Genomic DNA, 18,597 nt, shown 5'->3' on the forward strand with positions numbered 1-18,597 from the left:
GGGTGGGTCTGGGTGGGGCCGGGCAATACATCCGGCCCCACCCAGAGTTGTGGGACTTAGTTCGCGGGCTCGAGACTCGTCAGAATCAGCGAGACGTTGGAGATCGTGGGGTTAATGTCGGCGTACGGGTCCTCATCCGATGGCCAACCCACATAGTTGCGGGTGTTGTACTCGCCGATCGAGGGGCGGGTTCCGATAGGAAGCACCGGCGCTTCCTCGACAAATGCGGTTTCGACGATGTCGAGCGCAGCCTGACGTGCCGCGTCATCCTGTGCATTGGCGAAGTCCTCGAGTGCCTCAGTGACCTCAGGGTTGTCGTAGCGCCCGAAGTTGTTGTTGGCGGACTCGCCGAAGGGCACCAGCCACTCACCGGACAGCATCGACTTGTACATGTCGTACGGGGTCAGGCCACCATCGGTCCAGTGGAAAATCGCATCGAAGTCACCGACCGATTTGTCGTTCCACCAGGTGTCAACATCCGGCGTGAGCACGTTGGCGGTCACTCCGAGCGCGGCCACCGAATCGGCTACGAGGGAGATTCCAGTGACATAGTCGTTCCAACCTTGCGGAACCTGCAGGTCGAAGGTGACAGTCTCACCGTCGGGGTCGACGAGGGAGTCGCCTTCCCAGGTGTAGCCGGCATCTTCGAGCACGGCGCGAGCTCCGTCAACGTCAACCGTGTAGTTCTGACCCTGATAGTCAGCGGAGACGTACGAGTCCCCGACGGGCGACGGCAGCCCCGTCACCGAGGTGAGCTCCGGAACGCCACCCTCACGGGCGATCTCGGCGTGCTTAGAACGATCGACGACCATGTTCACTGCCTGGCGGAAGGCGACGTCGTCAAACGGCTTCTCGTGCAGGTTCATGTACATGACGTCTGCCGCAAGACCTGGCGGCGCCCAGTACTTGTTGTGCTCGGGATCCTCATCCAGATAGGCGGACTGCACGTTCGGGATGAAGGCCTGAGCCCAGTCCGCGTCGCCAGTGGCGAGCGCGGTCGTGAGCGCGGTGTTGTCGTTGTAGGACACGTAGTACAGCGTCGGAACGGCAACTTCACCGCCCCAGTAGTCAGGGTTGCTGTCCAATTGGACAGACTGCGTGCTGAAGCTACTCATGAGGTAGGGACCAGTGCCGACTGGATCAAGGAACGGGTCCGTGGTCGGATCTTCGACGGAGGCCCAGAGGTGCTCGGGCACGATAACCTTGTGCAACACCTTGTCTTGCTTGACAAACATCGGAGCGTCAAACGACAAAGTGACCGTCTCGCCGTCGGAGTCGACGGACGTAAGACCCACTGCAGCGCCGTCGATCTCGGGGTAGTCGAGGATCAGCTCGAAGGTGAAGGCAATGTCCTCAGCAGTGAAGTCCTCACCGTCGCTCCACTTCACGCCAGCGCGGGGAGTAAGCGTCACGGATGTGTAGTCGTCGGACCATTCGATGCTCTCTGCTAGCCACGGCGTGACCTCTGCGTTGGGGTCGATGGTGTTGACATGTGCCAGGGGCTCAAGCATCGCGTAGATGTATCCGAGTTTGGTGCCGGACGCATCTCCAACCCACGGGTTGTTGGACTCGGTAGCGATCGCGCCATCAGGCTTGGCGATCGTCAAAGGGGCGCCCGGCTCGGCCGGAGCGGCCTCGCCAGAGGCACTGGCCGAGGTTTCTGGATCGCTGTCGCCGCCCGAGCAGGCTGCGAGTGTCAGGACTGCAGCCATCGACATGGCCGCAATCGAGGACTTCTTTATCCTCATAATTTCTCCTTGTGTGAGGCCTCGAGTTCCAATCGAGACATTGACTTCATTGTCGGGTTTCTTGCGTTGAGACAGATGCCGTGGGCGTGCCTTACCGCCCTCCTTCCGTGTCGCCGGCGAACTCGACCACTGCTTCGAGTTGCAGGTTGCGGGCAGAACGACCCACCTGCAGGCGGTAGGGGCCGGGGGGACGCGTCCAGCCAGCGGAGGCATCCCACGTTTCGAAGCGGCGGCGTGCCAGGCGCAAGGTCACCGTGGATTGTGCACCGGCAGCAACGTCGACGTTCGTGAATCCGCCGAGCCACAGCACGGGCCGGTCGCTGTCGCCACCAACGTGCTGGAGATAGGCCTGAACGATCTCCGTTCCATCGCGCCGCCCGGTGTTCGTGACAGTGACGTCCACCTCAACATCACCGGAGGCATTGACCTGGGGTTCGCCGACGCTGTCGTAACGCCACGTGGTCCACCCAAGGCCGTGGCCGAACGGCGCGGCCGGCTGTGCACCCCGGCGCTCCCACGCGCGGTATCCGACATCGACTCCGTCGTCATACGCGATGCGCCCGTCCACCGGGATGGCGTGTGGGACGGGAACGTCAGCCTGAGACCCAGGCAGGGTCCACGGGAGTCGGCCTGCGGGCTCAACGTCACCCGCGAATATGTCGGCAAGCGAATGCCCCGCTTCCTGACCGGGAAACCACGCCCACAGCACAGTCTGTGCGCGCTCCAGCCATGGCAGGAGGACAGGGGCACCGGCATTGACCACGATCACGGCGTCGGGTGCGACATCGAGGACACGGTCGACGAGAAGGTCTTGCTGGCCCGGAAGGGAGAGAGTGGTGCGGTCCCACCCCTCGGATTCACATTCCTCATTTGTTCCGACCACAACGACGGTGAGATCAGCGCTACGAGCCGCTTCCACCGCAGCGTCGAGTTCCTCTTGAGCCGTCCTCGAGGGCAGCTGGTGGCGCAGTTGGGCTCGCACAAAGATGCCGTAGCCCTCCGCGTCAATCACTTGGAGACGCGCCCGCACGGAGGCAACTCGGGGCTCCTCGACCTCCACCGCATACGCGACACCTCGTGGGTTGTTCGCTGACGAGTCCAGGATGCAATCCACCCCGACCGACGACTCAGATGCGGACACCACAGCGCCATCAATTGCGATTGAGTGCGCCCCGACCGTGCCAATCGACACGTAGTGGGTGCCGGCGGCCTCGAGGCGCACGTCAAACGCCAGTTCGGCTGCGACAGCACCGTCGGGGACGTCACCGAGCCAACCGTCCCACTCAGGCAGTTCGACTGACCCGACCACAGCATCGGCCCTATCCACAAAGTGAACTGAGGCCACTCCGCCGACAACATAAGAGAAGTCCAAGTCTGGGGCATGTTCACGGGTGCTGCCGCCGCATTCCATCAAGATCTGGGCGTCAGGCCAGCGCTTCTCAAGGCCCTCCCTCGGGGTCACGACGTGCACTGGTGCCACGGTTGAAGATCCGCCACCAAGCACATGGGGTTGCTCGGCGTTAGCACCCAGCAGCGCAATCGAAGTCGGCGCAGATCGGTTCCACGGCGCATTGTCGCCATCCGCCTTGAGGACCACCATTGATTGCGCAGCAGCCTTGCGGACCAAGGCGCGCAGGTCCTTGGTGTGCGTCACCTGGGCAGGCTCAGAGTCGAGTGCCCCCACGCGGTGAGCCAGGAGAAGAATGCGCGCGACCTTGTCGTCGATGGTGGCGATGTCGACACGCCCATCTGTGACGGCAGCCATGAGCCCTTGCGCCCACGCCCCACCGGGCCCCGGCATCACGATGTCGAGCCCCCCGTTGGCGGATGCCACGTCGGTGCGGTTCGCCTCCCAGTCGGACACCATCACTCCGTCGAAGCCAAGTTCGCCTTTGAGGACGTCGGTGACGAGGTGCCCGTGCTCGGTCATTGACGCCGACTGAGTGCCGTCGTCCACGCCGTTATAGGCGGCCATCATCGCCCATGCTCCCGCGGCGACCGCCTCTTCAAACGGTGCGAGATACACCTCTCGCAGGACCTTCATGCTGACGTCAGACACGTAGGTAGTGCGGTCGGTTTCAGAGTCATTCGCGATGTAGTGCTTGATGCACGCGCCCACTCCCTGGTCTTGAATCCCCTCCACCACGGCGACGCCCACAGCAGACGTGAGGAAGGGGTCCTCGGAGAAGCACTCGAAGTGCCGACCGCCCACGGGGGTGCGCTGAATATTGACCTGGGGGGCCAGCACGACGTCCACGCCGTGGTCGCGCGCCTCACGGGCAAACGCCTGACCGATCTCGAACGCGATTGCCGGGTTCCAGGTCGCGGCGATCGCCGACGGCGTTGGGAACAGTACGGACGTCTCCCCCGGGGTCTCACCCAGTCCACGCACACCAACGGGACCGTCAGAGAAGGCCACAGCGCGGAGTCCGATCTGAGGGATGCCTCGCAGGCGCCACATCGTCTCGCCGGTCAGCAGCGCGACCTTGTCTTCCACGCTCAGGGCACTGGCGGCTCGGCGACATTCGGCCAGCGTGGCGTACGACACTGGCGCTGAAAGGGACGACGTTGTCACCTTCGATCTCCTCATCATTGGGGCCGATGCGGTGTCGAGCACCGCAATGACGAGTAACTTACAATACAGTTAGTAAGTAACTCAAGGGAGACAAAGGTTGTTGCCATTTTGTGACCTGACCGACATGGTCCGGGAGCTCTACCCGTGTCTGCGTAGACTCATGAACTAGCGATCCACCGGCCCCAACGACCTTTCAATCCAAGGCATGTGAAACACGATGAGTTCCAACCGACGACGCTTGGCTCCACGCCCTGAGACCGCGGCGCGCCGTGAAGAAATCCTCAAGGCATCCCTCGAGATCTTTGGCTCCAAGGGCTTCAACAAGGGGCCGCTCGCCGAGATCGCCGAGCAAGTCGGGATGACTCACGCCGGCGTGCTCCACCACTTTGGCTCGAAAGACAAGCTCCTCGTCGAAGTCCTGCGCTATCGCGACAGCGCGGACCTTCAAGACCTAGAGGGACAGCACATTCCTGACGGCGCCGACCTCTTCCGGCACCTCGTGCGCACCGCGTTCGACAACGAGCAGCGGCCCGGAATTGTCCAGGCATACGCCGTGCTGTCGGCGGAATCGGTCACAGACAAGCATCCAGGACACGAGTACTTCGTCGAGCGGTATGCGACGCTACGCGTACAACTGGCTGACGCGTTCCACATCATGTGCGAAGAGCACGGCGTGACTGACCAAACAACTGTGGATCACGCGGCGGCCTCCATCCTGGCCGTCATGGACGGCCTTCAGGTTCAGTGGCTCTTGCAGCCAGACTCGATTGAGCTGGCGGAAACGTCGGCCTTCGCGATCGAAACCCTGGTCACGGCGGTCCTCGATCCGCGCCCATCCGCGCTCGCCATTCATGATGTGACGGAACAGTCATAGCCTGATTTCCCGTTCGGCGGGTAGACTGGGAGGCGACCCGGGGCTGACCGGTCGTCATGCAAGTATCGCGGTGCCGCTGAAGAGAGCGTAGGCCGCTAACCCAAGATGATTCGCGATCGGCTGCCCGCCGAATGGGCGCGCCACTAGAGCAGCGCCCGCGAAACACCTACGAGGAACCATGACAGACACGCACGCCACTGTGCAGACAAAAGACCAAAGCTTCGCCGATTTCAAGGTCAACCCCTTGATCGTTGAGGCGCTGGCGGACGCGGGCATCATCAACCCCTTCCCAATCCAGGCGATGACCTTGCCCGTCGCGCTGTCGGGACACGACATCATCGGCCAGGCCAAGACCGGTACCGGTAAGACCCTCGGCTTCGGCGTTCCCGCGCTGCACCGCACGGTCTCCCCCGGCGAGGAAGGCTTCGACGAGCTCGATGAGCCCGGCAAGCCGCAGGCCCTGATTGTGGCCCCCACCCGTGAACTCGCGGTGCAGGTTGCCGGCGACCTTGAGACTGCGTCCAAGAAACGCTCGACCCGCATCGTCCAGATCTACGGTGGCCGTGCATACGAGCCCCAGATCGAGGCGCTCGTCCGCGGCGCCGAGGTCGTCGTGGGAACTCCGGGCCGCATGATCGACCTGCTCAACCAGGGCCACCTGGACCTGCGCTTTGTACGCACCGTCGTGCTCGATGAGGCCGACGAGATGCTGGACCTGGGCTTCTTGCCTGACGTCGAGAAGCTCCTGGCCGCCACGCCTGCGTCGCGCCACACCATGCTGTTCTCGGCCACCATGCCGGGAGCGGTCGTGTCGCTGGCACGTCGCTACATGATCCAGCCCACCCACATCCGCGCCGCTGAGCCCGACGACGATGGCGCCACCGTCAAGGCCACGACCCAGTTCGTCTACCGCGCGCACGCACTCGACAAGGTTGAGGTGCTGGCCCGCATTCTGCAGTCTGAGGGGCGCGGCCGTACCGTCGTGTTCGCCCGCACCAAGCGCACGGCGGCGAAGGTCTCTGACGAGCTCCAGACTCGTGGCTTTGCTGCAGGCGCCATCCACGGTGACCTTGGCCAGGGCGCCCGCGAACAAGCGCTACGCGCCTTCCGAAACTCCAAGATCGATGTGCTGGTCGCGACCGACGTTGCCGCCCGCGGTATCGACGTTGACGACGTCACGCACGTGATCAACTACCAGTGCCCCGAGGACGAGAAGACATACCTGCACCGCATTGGCCGCACCGGCCGCGCTGGCAAGACCGGTACCGCCGTCACGTTCGTGGACTGGGACGACATCCCCCGATGGGGCCTGATCAACAAGGCGCTGGACCTGGGCTTCCCCGAGCCCATCGAGACTTACTCGACGTCGCCGCACCTGTTCGATGACCTCAATATTCCCGCAGGCACCAAGGGCCGCCTGGCGCGCGACAAGCGCACCCTCGCGGGTCTGGACGCTGAGCGTCTCGAGGACCTGGGCGAGACTGGCAAGAAGCCTGCTGGAGGCGGTCGCGATGGCGGCCGTGGCGGTCAGGGTGGTCGCGGCGGTTCTGGCGGAGGCCAGGGCGGCGGTCGTGGACGCGGACGCTCCGGTGGCGGCCAGGGCGGCAACCGTGGCGGCTCGGGCAATTCCGAGAAGCGGGCCGATGCTGGGGCACAGACCGCTGGTGAGCGCCCCGCTGGCAACAGCGAGGGTGGCCAGCGCAAGCGTCGTCGTCGCCGTCGCAGCGGTGGCGGCCAGGGCGGCAACGCTCAGGGCGGCCAGAACAACGCCGGCCAGAGCAGCACCCCCACCGCTTCGGAGTAACTGTCATGGCCGAGCACAAGGTCCTGCTGTTCTATGTTTTCACGCCCCTGAGCGACCCCGATGCGGTGCGCTTGTGGCAGCGCGACCTGTGCGAGTCGCTTGGGCTGACGGGCCGCATTATCCTGTCCAAGGACGGGATGAACGGCACCGTCGGTGGCGAACTCGCGGCGGTCAAGCGCTACCTGCGCAAGACGCGCGAGTACGCCGCCTTCAAGCCCATGGACGTGAAGTGGTCCGATGGCACTGGCAGCGACTTCCCCAAGCTCAGTGTGAAGGTGCGCGAGGAACTGGTCTCCTTTGGCGCCCCCGGCGAACTGAAGGTTGACGCCAATGGCGTCATCGGCGGCGGCACCCACCTCACGCCGGAGGCTCTTCACGAGTTGGTCGACGAGCGCGAGGTGACCTTCTTCGACGGCCGCAACGCAGTCGAGGCGCAGATTGGCCGGTTCAAGGACGCCGTTGTGCCTGACGTCGAGACCACCCGGGACTTTGTGTCGGAACTCGAGTCAGGCAAGTACGACCACCTCAAGGACTCCCCGGTCGTCACGTACTGCACTGGCGGCATCCGCTGCGAGGTTCTCAGCGCGCTGATGATCAACCGCGGATTCTCCGAGGTGTATCAACTCGACGGCGGAATCGTTCGCTACGGCGAGAAGTACGGCGACCAGGGGCTGTGGGAAGGCTCGCTCTACGTCTTCGACGGGCGCGAGGCTGTCACGTTTAGCGACGATGCCGCGGTGATCGCGGCATGCGCCTTTTGCGATGCGCCAACGAGCCGTCTGCAGAACTGCGATGACCTCGCGTGCCGCGAACAGCTCGTGATCTGCGAAGAGTGCACGGTGGCGGACCGCTTCTGCCCCGCACACGCAGCCGAACGGTCGTCGACTCCTTAGGAGTACACCCTCGCAAGTGATTCAACTCACTTACATGGGTTGAGTTCTGCCAACAGCCCCCACTATGGCCGCCACCTGCCGGGCCGCATGCGCAAGCGCGTGTTCGGTCACGTCCGGCTTCATGGCTTCTGCTAGCGGCAACGGTTGTGTGTGAATGGGCAGGACCGCGTCGACGCCGTCGAGCGTGTCCGTGCCGACCGCTCCTCCCAGCGCTACAACCACAGGCGAGCCGTGCCTCCGTGCGACGACTCCGACGCCGTGGGGCACTTTGCCGAGGGCACTCTGCGCATCGATGTGACCCTCCCCTGTGAAGACGAGGTCCGCACCGTCCCAGACGTCAGCACCGGCGAATTCGAGTATCCACTCGGAGCCGCTCACCAAGTCGCCACCGAGGGCCAGCAGCGCTGCGCCGATGCCACCGGCGGCCCCCGCGCCAGGAGTCGCCCCAATGCGTCCGCCGACCTCGGCCTCCCACGTGGCCATCGCGCCCTCGAGTCGCTCGACCATCGCAGGCTCAGCACCCTTTTGCGGCCCAAACATGCGCGCAGCCCCCGAGTCGCCCCGTAGCGGTGCCCTCACGTCGGTGAGCCCACGGATCGCGACATTGCCCAAGTTGGGCAGTTCCACTGAGGCAGCGCCGCGTAGCAGCGGATTGCCATCAGCCGGGTCCAAGGAAACCCCAGCACTGTCGCGCACAACTCCTCCGAGCCCAACGACCAATCCCGTTCCCCCGTCGGTGGTGCCGGTTCCGCCAAGGCCCACCATCACAGCAGTGGGCGCGTGCGCGTCGATCACCGCGCGCATCACAACGCCGAGCGGAAGCGACGTGGCCCGCATGGGGCTTGTCTGGTCGACAGTGCCATCAAGACCGTGGTCCAGAAGCGGCAGTCCCAAGACCGAGGCCGACTCCACGATGACGGTGTTGCCGACCAGAACGTAGGCCGCCTCGATTGGCCTTCCCAAAAGGTCCTGCGTGGCAATCGTCAGACGCTGCGCGCCAGGAACTGACGCCATCGCGTCGATTGTTCCCTCGCCCCCGTCAGCCACGGTGAGGATGCTCACGTGAGCATCGGCCAAAGCCCGCTTCACACCGCGCGCGACAGCCCGGCCTGCATCAGCGGACCCCACAGACCCCTTGAAGGAGTCCATCGCGACGACCACGCGCATCGGCCCGCCTGTCATGTCAGGAGCCCTGAAGCCACACGACGCCATCGGGCGCTAACTCGGGAGAGTCGAAGCGGTCGCCTGTCAGCAAGTCAGTTCCGGAGTATCCGTCGACTCGGGCGGGCGTGCGCGAGACATTCACGAGCGCCGTCACAGCCTGCGCGCCCGTGCCGCGCTTGATCGCGTAGACCTGGTCGCCTGCATCGAGAACCTCCTGTGGCGAGGTGGGGGCGAACGCAGGTTGGCCGCGCCGCACCTCGAGCATATGAGAGATCGCTTCGAAGACGCCGTGGCGCCGAGCGTCGCTACCGAGTTCCGCGAGCAACGTATCCGCGTCGAGCTTCTCGCGATTGATGCGCCGGTTCACACCCGAGGACTCCATCCCTGCCGTGTCCCCACGGGAGCCGAAGAGCGAGTGCACGTAGATTGCCGGCACCCCAATCTGGGCGAGCAAGATCGCATGTGCCGCCCGGGCACGGGCGGCGACCACGGCATCGTCCCTGCGCTCGGCGTCATCGACGAGCGCATCGACATAGTTGACGTTGAGCTCGTAGACCGACTGCGACCCATCCGGTTCCATCGCGTACGAGGCACGGCCGCCGCTGGCGTGAGCACGAGCCGCGAGCGCCTCCTGCTCCTGGGGCTCGAGAATGCCGCGGGAGGGGCGCATCCCGACGCCGTCGTGGCTGGCGAGGAAGTTGAACCACGTCGCGGCTGCGCCGAGGTCTTCGAGGCCGCGTGACCACGCGCTAAGACGTGCGGCGGAGCCCGACAAGAAGGAATGCAGGACTAGCGGCGGAAGCGCGAACTGGTACACCATGTGCGCCTCATCCGTGAGGTCGCCGAAGTAGGAGATGTTGTCCGGATGCGGCACGTTCGTCTCGGTCAGAAGCTTCACCCCTGGTGCGGTTGCGTCAACGATCGCGCGCCAGATCTTGACGATCGCGTGAGTACCCGGCAGGTGGATGCAGGCCGTTCCCGAGTCCTTCCACAAGTAGCCGATTGCATCGAGGCGGATCGTCGTAGCGCCTGCCGAAATGTACGTGAGCAAGACATCGGTGAGCGCCTCTAGCGTCGCCGGGTTCGCGACGTTGACGTCGACCTGATCGCGGCCGAACGTGCTCCACGCTGACACCGTTGACCCGTCTGGGCGCTCGTAGTCGTGGATAAGCGGCGTCGTGCGTGGACGCACCACCTGCGAGGCATCAAAGTCGCCCGCCGGGGTGATGAAGAAGTCGGCAAATGAGGGGTCGCGGTTAAGCCACGCCTGGAACCATCCGGCCTGGGAAGACATGTGATTGGCCACGAAGTCGAGGGCGATACCGCGCGTCGCGGAGAGATCAGTGACATCACTCCAGGCACCCACGTTGGGGTCGATCTCGTAGTAGTCCGTGACAGCAAAACCGTCGTCTGAGGTCCACGGGAAGATCGGCAACAGGTGGACGTCGGAGATACGGTCCCCCACGGTCGCATCAAGGGTGTGGCGCAGGGTCTTAAGGGGCGCCTGTCCGGTGCGGCGGATTGAATCTCCGTACGTGATGAGGAACGACGTGCGCTCGCTCATCGGGACCTCAGCGGGGGCACCGCCTCCTTCAACAAAACGTGACGTGACCGCAAGCAGGCGATTGAGGATCTCGGCAGCTTCGCCGGGTTCGTCCGTGAGGACCGCGATGAGCGGCTCGAGCTTCGCTGACAGATCGCCGTTGATCGTGGGCACGTGGGTCGTCCTTTGCTTCGTGATGTGAGCCGTGACGTCGGAGTCACGCTTTCGTAACAGTGTTGCACACCTTTTGCATAACTGCTATACAGATCCTACGGCGCAGGTGCCAAGCCTCCGCCACACCACAAAGTGAGGAAGCGAAAGATGTCAATGAAGACACCCACCATCCGTACGGTGGCCGTCGCCGGAGCTGCAGCGTTGTCGCTCGCAGCCTGTGGCAGTGGCGGATCCGTGAACGACGCCTCAGACGGGCTGCTGATGTGGACCCTCGAGGTTCAGCCAGACCGTCTCGAGACCCAGACCGCAATCCTCGATGGCTTCACCGAGGAGACCGGCATCGATGTGGAACTCGTTCCCGTCGAGCAGGACCAGCTCGCCCAGCTCATGGCCTCCGCGGCACTGTCCAGCGAAATGCCTGACGTCGTGGGCGGCGTCACTTTAGGGCTCGTGCGCTCCTTCGACACCGAGGGCTACCTCAACGCCGACATCGCTGCCGATGTTGTCGACTCCCTGGGGGCAGATACCTTCACGGACGCCTCGCTCACGCTCACCCAGGACGGGGACACTCAGCTCAGCGTTCCGGCCGATGCTTGGGCACAGATCCTGGTCTACCGCGCCGACCTCTTTGAGGCAGCGGGCCTGGAGGCACCGACCACGTACGAGTCGCTTATGGCGGCGTCGCAGGAACTCACCGCAGGGGACCAGTTCGGCATCACTCTCGCCACTGACCCATCGGGCACGTTCACGCAGGAGACCTTCGAGTCCCTCGCGCTCGGTAACGACTGCGAACTCGTTGACGACTCGGGCGCCGTCACCCTTGACTCGGGTGCCTGCACCACGACGACGGACCTCTACACGGCGCTCGGCACGGACTACTCCCCCGCGGGAACGCAGACCGTCGAGTCGACTCGTGCCTCCTACTTCTCCGGACAGTCCGCGATGATCCTGTGGTCGACGTTCATTCTCGACGAGCTGGCCGGACTGCGTGATGACGCGGCCCCCAGCTGCGACGAGTGTACTTCCAGCAGCTGGCTCGCCGAGAACTCGGGCATCGTCCCGATGGTTGCCGGCCCCGACGCCACCGACGGCGGCGGCGCGTTCGGAGAGATGACGTCGTTCGTCGCCTCTTCCGACGCCTCCCCTGAGGAGTCGACTCAGCTCATGGAGTACCTCATGACTGACGGTTACGTGGACTGGATGTCCATGGCGCCTGAGGGCAAGATGCCCGTCCGCCACGGTGAAAGCGCTGACTCCACCGAGTACCTCGACGCCTGGACCGAGCTCGAGGCCGGCGTGGACACCAAGATGCCGCTTGGCGAGATCTACTCCGAGGAGACCATCGCGTCGCTCCTCGACGTCACCGAGAACATCTCACGCTGGGCACTGACCGAGGGCCAGGGCTCCATCATTGGCCCCCTCAACGCAGAACTGCCGATCTCGAAGGCCATCGCCGAGTCCACCTCGGGCGCGATCGACGCGGCCACGGCTCAGGCGGACATGGTCGACGCCGTCACAGAAATCGCTGATAACTAATCATGACGACCACTGTCGACACTCGTCCGGCGGGGGCACGTCGCCCCCGCCGGACCGAGTCGGAGCGCCGGGACGCCCGAGCCGGCTGGAGCATGGTCGGGCCTCTGGTCGCCATCGTCACGATGGTGATCGTCATCCCGATCCTGTGGACCTTTGTCCTGTCCTTCCAGGACGCGCGCTACTCCGACGTCGCCCGCAACGGGCTTGCTAACCCCTTCACCCTCGATAACTACATCGACACCCTGACCTCGTCCGGGTTCTGGGAGTCGATCTGGGTCACGATCATCTACACGGTGTTCACGACCCTCGGCTCGATTGCCCTGGGTTACATCGCTGCGTTGGCGATGCGCGACCGCTTCCGGGGCCGCGGCATCATGCGCGCCGCCTTCTTGTTGCCCTACGTCGCACCCGTGGTCGCCACCGCCTACGTGTGGAAGACCATGCTGAACCCGCAGTACGGCATCATCAACGCGATCGGCACGGAGTACTTGGGATGGGAACAGGGCATCGACTTCCTGGGCCGTGAGCCCTACGCCCTGATCACAGTGATTGTCTACGAAATCTGGCGCTACTTCCCGTTCGCCTTCATCTTCTTCGCCGCCGCGCTCACTGGCCTCAGCCGTGACGTGGAGGAGGCCGCGCTCGTGGATGGCGCCACGCCGTGGCAGAAGTTCCTGCACGTCATCACTCCGCAGATGATGCCCGTGATTGTGCTGCTCACGCTTCTGCGCATGGTGATGACCTTCAACAAGTTCGACGACATTTACCTCCTGACCGGAGGTGCGGCCGGCACGGAAGTTGCCGCGGTACGCGTGTACGACCAGCTCGTCGGCTCCTCGGACATTGGAGCCGCCTCTGCCAACTCCGTGATCCTGGCGATTATTTTGGCAATCGGCCTGGGTGCGTACATGAAGCTCACGAAGAGGATGGCCGCCTGATGACCATGGTCTCGTTCCAAACCACCCTGTTCCGCGTGCTCAAGTGGGTCTTTCTCGCGCTGCTCGCGATCACCGTGGTCTTCCCCTTCTACTACATGGTCGTGATGAGCTTTGTGCCCATCCAGGACCTGCTGCGCAACCCGCTCACACTGGTGCCTGAGATCCAACAGCTCACGATCGACACGTACCGCCAGGTTGTGGCCCCCGAGAGCGAGGGCGGCTTCGGTTTTGCCCGCTTCATGCGCAACTCGGCGATCGTGGCCACCGCAGCGACGGTGCTCACGATGTTGCTGTCGATTCCCGCCTCTTACGCGATGACACGCATGCGCTTCGCGGGCGTCAAGAAGGTGGGCGCGCTCTTCATCGCGGTGTACATGTTCCCGCAAATCATCATCGCGGTGCCGGTGTTCGTGGGCTTCCAGATCATCGGCCTGGGAACCTCGCTGGTGGGCCTGACGATCGCCTACATCGCACTCACAGTGCCGGTGTCGGTGCACATGCTCCGCTCCTACCTACGGGGACTGCCCGAATCCATCGATGAGGCGGCCATGATTGACGGCGCGACGCGCTGGCAGATCATGCGCAAGATCACCGTCCCGCTGGCGATGCCCACGATCATCTCCACGGCGCTGTACTCGTTCATGATTGCGTGGAACGAGTTCCTCTTCGCGCTGCTGTTCCTGTCGGCGAAGCCAGAACTATGGACCGTGTCGCTGGGTCTGACCCGTCTGGCAGACGGCCAAGAGGTGTCGCGCACAATTCTGATGGCCGGTAGCGTTCTCATCACAGCACCGATCATCCTGCTGTACGGACTGGTCGAGCGTTGGCTCACTGAGGGCCTCACTGCAGGCGCAGAGAAGGGATAACCGGCGTGAAGCAAGGACCCGGCGACCTTCTCCACCTCATCCGCACGGGCGAGGCCACCACTCGCGGAGAACTCCAGGCCGCGACGGGCCTGTCCCGCGTGACGGTTGGCAAGCGCCTGGACGCCCTCGAGGCCGCCGACATCATTTCGGAGGCAGGCACGGGCTCGGCAACGGGCGGACGCCGCGCGGGCACGTTCTCGTTCTCCCCGGGCGGTGTCGTCATGGTGGCGGCTCTCGATGCCGTGGGCGGCTCGACCGCCGCCGTCGATTGCCACGGCACCGTCCTTGCACGCGGAACCGTCGACGCTTCGGTCTCCCACGGGCCCGAGGCAACCCTCGACATCGTGGTGGAAACACTGCGAGCCCTCGCAGCATCGGCCGGACTGGGATGGGACCGCGTGGTCGCGATCGCGATCTCGGTTCCGGGCCCCACAGACCCCACGGACCACCGGCTGAATGACCCACCGATCATGCCGGGTTGGTCCGGCTGGCCGATCATCGAGTACGTGAGCGAGACGACCGGCGTGCCCGTGTATGTCGAAAATGATGCGGACGCGATGGCGTATGGCGAAGCATTCGCTCACGGCACGCCTCCGCGCTCGCTCGTCCTCGTGAAGGTGTCCGACTACATCGGCGCCGGCCTCGTGCTCGAGCAGCGGATCTTCCGCGGCGAGGATGGCAGCGCCGGTGACATCGGGCACATTCACGTGGGCGGGACACGCACCTGCCGCTGTGGGCGCACTGGATGCCTCGCGGCTGAGGCCTCGGGTGCAGCAATCGCCGCCGAGCTCACGGAAGCCGGCTACTCGGTGAGCCGTCCCGAGGCGATTGTGGAACTGGCCACCGAGGGCGACACGCGCGTCACGCAAGAACTGCGCCGCGCGGGCGAACTCATCGGCACCGTTGTGTCCTCGGTGGTGAGCATGCTCAACCCGGCGACCCTGGTGATTGCGGGACCGCTCGCCAGCCCCGACTTGATCGCGACCATTCGCTCGACCGTCTACGCCAAGTCACTCCCCCGTGCCACGCGTCACCTGGCGATCCGCCCCTCCGAGCTAGGGGACGATGCTGGGGTTGTGGGACTCGCGACGGTGGCAGTGAACGACTTCTATTCAGCCGAGTCGGTCAACCTGCGGCTCGATACTGAGGCAAGCGCGTAGAGACCCTCCCGGTCTAGTCGCGGTCCGACGGGCCTTCGTTGATGGCCTGCTCGAGGCGCTCGAGCTTGCCATCGAGCTCACCGGTGAACCCCGGCCGGATATCGGCCTTGATCACCAGCGACACGCGCGATCCGTACGGCTGCACCGCTTCCGTCGCACGCTTGACGACGTCAAACACCTCATCCCACTCCCCCTCGATCTCGGTGAACATTGAGGACGTGCGGTGAGGCAAGCCCGAGTCGCGCACGACTTTCACCGCCTGAGCGACAGCTTCATGGACGGAGCCGTCAGCGCGGCCGTTTCCTGAGGGGGCAACGGAAAAGGCAACAATCATGGTGCGTCCTTACGTGTCTCGAGTCCGAGGGTCGTGGCCGAGATTAGCGCGCGGCCTCGAGCTGGGCGAATGCTTCCTCCGTCGTGAGGTTCTCGCCCAACTGGTTGGGTTTACCGGTGCCGTGATAGTCCGAGCTGCCGGTGACAACGAGCCCAAGCTGGTCGGCGAGCGCTCGTAGGCGCCCCCGCTGCTCGTCGGTGTGGTCCCGGTGATCAACCTCGATGCCCACCAGCCCCGCCTTCACAGCGCGCTCGATGACTCGCGTCGGCAACTCCGAACCCGCCCTGCCCGCATACGGATGCGCGAGCACCGGCACGCCACCCGCGGCACGCATCGTCTTCACCGCACTCACAACCTCCGGCGCATAGTGCGGCACGTAGTACGCGGAGCCTGGACGCAGAATCTCGGTGAACGCAGCGGACCGGTCCGCGACTACCTCCGCCGCAACCAAAGCATCGGCGATGTGCGGCCGCCCCACGGTGACCGCGCCGCCTGACTGAGCCACGACATCGGCCCAGGTCACGGGAAAGTCCTTGGCAAGCAGCTCAACGATCGCCTGCGCCCGGTGGATGCGGGCGTCGCGAGTCTTGGCAATCATCGCGTCAACGTCGGGCGCGCTGCGGTCGTGCCAGTAGCTCAGCAGGTGCACTGACGTGCCGTGCGCGCGTGTCGAGACTTCCATTCCGGGCACAAACTGGATCCCGTGGAGCTGGGCCGCCGATCGCGCCTCATCCCACCCAGCCATCGAGTCGTGATCGCACAGCGCGACGATGTCGAGGTTTGCGTCCTTCGCGCTCGCCATCACGTCCGCTGGGGTCTGAGTGCCGTCAGACACGGCGGAGTGGGTGTGGATATCGATGCGCATAGCCCCAGCGTAGGCCGATGCTGCGACACGCAAACGCCCCGCCGCACCCTGGGTGGGGTGCGACGGGGCGTTCGACAGTGGTAGTTAGTTCTTCAGGAAGCGGCGGGACACCAGCAGGCCGGCACCCAAGGCCACCAGAATTCCGGCGGGCAGGACCATGTTCAGGTCGCCACCGGTGGCGGGCAGAGCGGCCGAGGTGGTCTCGACCGTCTCGGAGTCGGTGCTGTCCGTCGATGCCTCGTCGGTTGCAGTGTCATCGGACTCGGTCACGACCGCAGAGGTGGTCTCGGCAGAAGCCTCTTCCTCAGCCTCGTCCGTCGACTCGACTTCTTCAGGCACGGTGACCGTCTCGATGACGGGCAGTGCCTCGACGTCGAAGGACAGCGAGTGCGATGCCTCGATCTTGGCCTTGTTGACCGCGGTGCTACGCGGGTTTCCAGGGCCCAAGGGCAGGAAGCCGGACAGGGTGACCTCGAGAGTCACGGAGCCTGAGGCGACATCCTCATCCGTCACCGCGTAGTCGACAGAGCAGTTGACGATGCCGCCTGCAGGAACAATGCCATCTGCAGCAATGACGCACGCGGGGGTCAGACCGGCGGGCGAGGTCACCTCGACGACGACACCGGACAGATCGTAGTCCGAGGATCCAGGAATGGTGAAGTCAACCGAAACGACATCTCCAGGCTTCGCGGCGCCAGGCACGGAGTCCGTGCCCCACACCACTTCCTGAGAAGCCTTGCGGTAGTCGGCGAGGTCCGCACGGCGGTCAGCGACCGACGCCTTGCCGTCCGAAAGCCCGTCAACCAGAGTGTCAAGAGCGGCGACCTTAGCGGCACCCTCTCCCTGCTCACCGAGGAGGGCAAGGTAGGCAGCCTCCGCATCGGCCCGGACATCCTTGGCAGCAAACAGTGCTGACTGAGCATGACCCTGGAGCGCGCGGAGTCGGTCGAGTTCGACCTTGGCGTCGCTGTTTGCCCGCTGCTTCGCCTTGTGGTCAGCAACGGCAGCGTCGAGGGTCTTCTGCGCTTGTACCACTGCAACGTTTGCCGCACTCAGCATTGCCTCAGAGTTAGCGAGCGCATCGCGTGCAGCCTGGGTCGCGACAGCGGTGTCCGCTACCGCCTGCTTCTTGGCATGGCCGTCCACACGAGTCGTCATTGCATCGACGGTGTCGACCCACCCCTGCGCCACGTCACGAGAGAACTTCGCGGCCTCAAGGTCCCACCAAGTGCCGACCTGGTCGAGTCCCGTTGCCGCATCGTGCGCGGCCTGCGCGTCAATAACATCCTGCTGCCGCGCGTCGCGCTCGGCGACTGCGTCATCGTAGGCATCACTCAGGTCCGACACACGTACTGGGCTGTCGTTCCATCCGGTCCACTCGGAAGGAATCCCGGCGAGCGAAGCAAGAGTGGCGTTGAACGCATCGTTCGCGGCCTGCTCGGCAGCCTCAGCGTCCCCAAGAGCAGTCGTAGCGTCCGTCACGGCGGACTCGGCACCGGGCACAGCATCCTGAGCAACCACAAGTGCATCTTCCGCGGCACGCTTGGCTTGGACTGCCTGGTTGCGAGCGACGCGGGCAGCATCCTTCACATCCTGCTGGGCGTCGGCGGCGGACTTGGCCTGGTTGCGGGCAACCTGCGCGGTGCGGTGGTCCGTCTGCGACTGTTCGTAAACCGCGAGCGCCGCAGCGAGCGCGCCAGTTTCGAGTGCCGCGAGATCGGCTGCAGCCTGATCGCGCAATGCAGTCAGCTCGGTAGCCGAACCATCGAATGCATCAGCGTTCGCGAGAACCGCGTCCCAGTCGCCGTCGATAAAGGCCTGGTTTGCGGCGTCAGCGGCGGCCTGGGCGGCCGCAGCGATAGCGTCTGGATCCGGCGTCGCAGGATCGGAGGTGGCGAGAGCCGGCGTTGCGGCCCCCATGGTCAGTGCGACGGCAGCGCACGCGGCCGCCGTGGACGCGCCAAAGCGTGTCAGTTTCATGTGAAATTCCCCTCAACTCGGGTCAGCGCATTGCGCGCGACCCAGGAGCGAGGCTAGTGGCAGACTCGCGACGTGACAAGAGTCACAGGCCCATGTCATCACTGGAAAACATAAAGTTCACACGCGGATGTACGCAAATGTCC

The 18,597-nt window shown here is 64.6% G+C and carries 14 protein-coding genes; 7 read left to right on the forward strand and 7 right to left on the reverse strand.

Annotated features, from left to right (window positions below):
* Positions 1-56: 56 nt before the first annotated feature.
* Together AOP74_RS02880 and AOP74_RS02885 are read right to left on the reverse strand one after the other, a co-directional pair.
* Entirely contained in the window at positions 57-1,748 is a 1,692-nt protein-coding gene (locus AOP74_RS02880) for an ABC transporter substrate-binding protein (RefSeq protein WP_061960826.1), read from the reverse strand.
* A 91-nt stretch (positions 1,749-1,839) separates the two neighbouring features.
* The gene (locus AOP74_RS02885; protein ID WP_236683706.1) at positions 1,840-4,323 is read right to left on the reverse strand and encodes a beta-glucosidase family protein; all 2,484 of its coding nucleotides are present in this window, start codon (positions 4,321-4,323) and stop codon (positions 1,840-1,842) included.
* 217 nt (positions 4,324-4,540) lie between these two features.
* Between AOP74_RS02885 and AOP74_RS02890 the strand changes: the two genes are divergently transcribed.
* The 3 genes from AOP74_RS02890 (at position 4,541) to trhO (ending at position 7,894) form a co-directional block, all read left to right on the forward strand.
* Positions 4,541-5,197: a TetR/AcrR family transcriptional regulator gene (locus AOP74_RS02890; RefSeq protein WP_061960828.1), complete on the forward strand. Its 657-nt coding sequence runs from the start codon at positions 4,541-4,543 to the stop codon at positions 5,195-5,197.
* A gap of 178 nt (positions 5,198-5,375) precedes the next feature.
* Positions 5,376-7,001, forward strand: coding sequence for a DEAD/DEAH box helicase (locus AOP74_RS02895; RefSeq protein WP_061960829.1), 1,626 nt, complete (start codon positions 5,376-5,378; stop codon positions 6,999-7,001).
* A gap of 5 nt (positions 7,002-7,006) precedes the next feature.
* Positions 7,007-7,894, forward strand: coding sequence for an oxygen-dependent tRNA uridine(34) hydroxylase TrhO (gene trhO / locus AOP74_RS02900; RefSeq protein WP_061960830.1), 888 nt, complete (start codon positions 7,007-7,009; stop codon positions 7,892-7,894).
* Positions 7,895-7,924: 30 nt separating this feature from the next.
* Here trhO and AOP74_RS02905 read toward each other — a convergent pair whose 3' ends face one another.
* A complete protein-coding gene (locus tag AOP74_RS02905) occupies positions 7,925-9,061 on the reverse strand; it encodes a glycerate kinase (protein WP_236683707.1) in 1,137 nt (378 codons plus the stop codon).
* Positions 9,062-9,077: 16 nt separating this feature from the next.
* Positions 9,078-10,775 carry an alpha-amylase family glycosyl hydrolase gene (locus AOP74_RS02910; RefSeq protein ID WP_061960832.1) on the reverse strand — a complete coding sequence of 566 codons (1,698 nt, stop codon included), beginning with the start codon at positions 10,773-10,775 and terminating at the stop codon, positions 9,078-9,080.
* A gap of 153 nt (positions 10,776-10,928) precedes the next feature.
* Here AOP74_RS02910 and AOP74_RS02915 point away from each other — a divergent pair, with 153 nt between their 5' ends.
* The 4 genes from AOP74_RS02915 to AOP74_RS02930 are packed head-to-tail and all read left to right on the forward strand — an operon-like array spanning position 10,929 to position 15,275.
* Positions 10,929-12,311: an ABC transporter substrate-binding protein gene (locus tag AOP74_RS02915; protein WP_160297440.1), complete on the forward strand. Its 1,383-nt coding sequence runs from the start codon at positions 10,929-10,931 to the stop codon at positions 12,309-12,311.
* Positions 12,312-12,313: 2 nt separating this feature from the next.
* Positions 12,314-13,249 carry a carbohydrate ABC transporter permease gene (locus AOP74_RS02920; protein ID WP_061960834.1) on the forward strand — a complete coding sequence of 312 codons (936 nt, stop codon included), beginning with the start codon at positions 12,314-12,316 and terminating at the stop codon, positions 13,247-13,249.
* Positions 13,249-14,115: a carbohydrate ABC transporter permease gene (locus tag AOP74_RS02925; protein WP_061960835.1), complete on the forward strand. Its 867-nt coding sequence runs from the start codon at positions 13,249-13,251 to the stop codon at positions 14,113-14,115. The genes AOP74_RS02920 and AOP74_RS02925 overlap by 1 nt, the downstream gene beginning before the upstream one ends.
* A gap of 5 nt (positions 14,116-14,120) precedes the next feature.
* On the forward strand, positions 14,121-15,275 hold the full coding sequence (locus tag AOP74_RS02930; RefSeq protein ID WP_061960836.1) for an ROK family transcriptional regulator: 1,155 nt from the start codon (positions 14,121-14,123) through the stop codon (positions 15,273-15,275).
* Between the two features lie 13 nt (positions 15,276-15,288).
* Here AOP74_RS02930 and AOP74_RS02935 read toward each other — a convergent pair whose 3' ends face one another.
* From AOP74_RS02935 to AOP74_RS02945, 3 genes are all read right to left on the reverse strand, one after another.
* Positions 15,289-15,609: a thiamine-binding protein gene (locus tag AOP74_RS02935; RefSeq protein ID WP_061960837.1), complete on the reverse strand. Its 321-nt coding sequence runs from the start codon at positions 15,607-15,609 to the stop codon at positions 15,289-15,291.
* Between the two features lie 43 nt (positions 15,610-15,652).
* Positions 15,653-16,474: a PHP domain-containing protein gene (locus AOP74_RS02940; RefSeq protein WP_061960838.1), complete on the reverse strand. Its 822-nt coding sequence runs from the start codon at positions 16,472-16,474 to the stop codon at positions 15,653-15,655.
* Between the two features lie 84 nt (positions 16,475-16,558).
* Positions 16,559-18,454 carry a coiled-coil domain-containing protein gene (locus AOP74_RS02945; protein WP_061960839.1) on the reverse strand — a complete coding sequence of 632 codons (1,896 nt, stop codon included), beginning with the start codon at positions 18,452-18,454 and terminating at the stop codon, positions 16,559-16,561.
* Between the last annotated feature and the right edge of the window lie 143 nt (positions 18,455-18,597).

The sequence above is a fragment of the Demequina flava genome (assembly GCF_000975035.1).
In the GTDB taxonomy this organism is placed as follows: Bacteria; Actinomycetota; Actinomycetes; order Actinomycetales; family Demequinaceae; genus Demequina; species Demequina flava.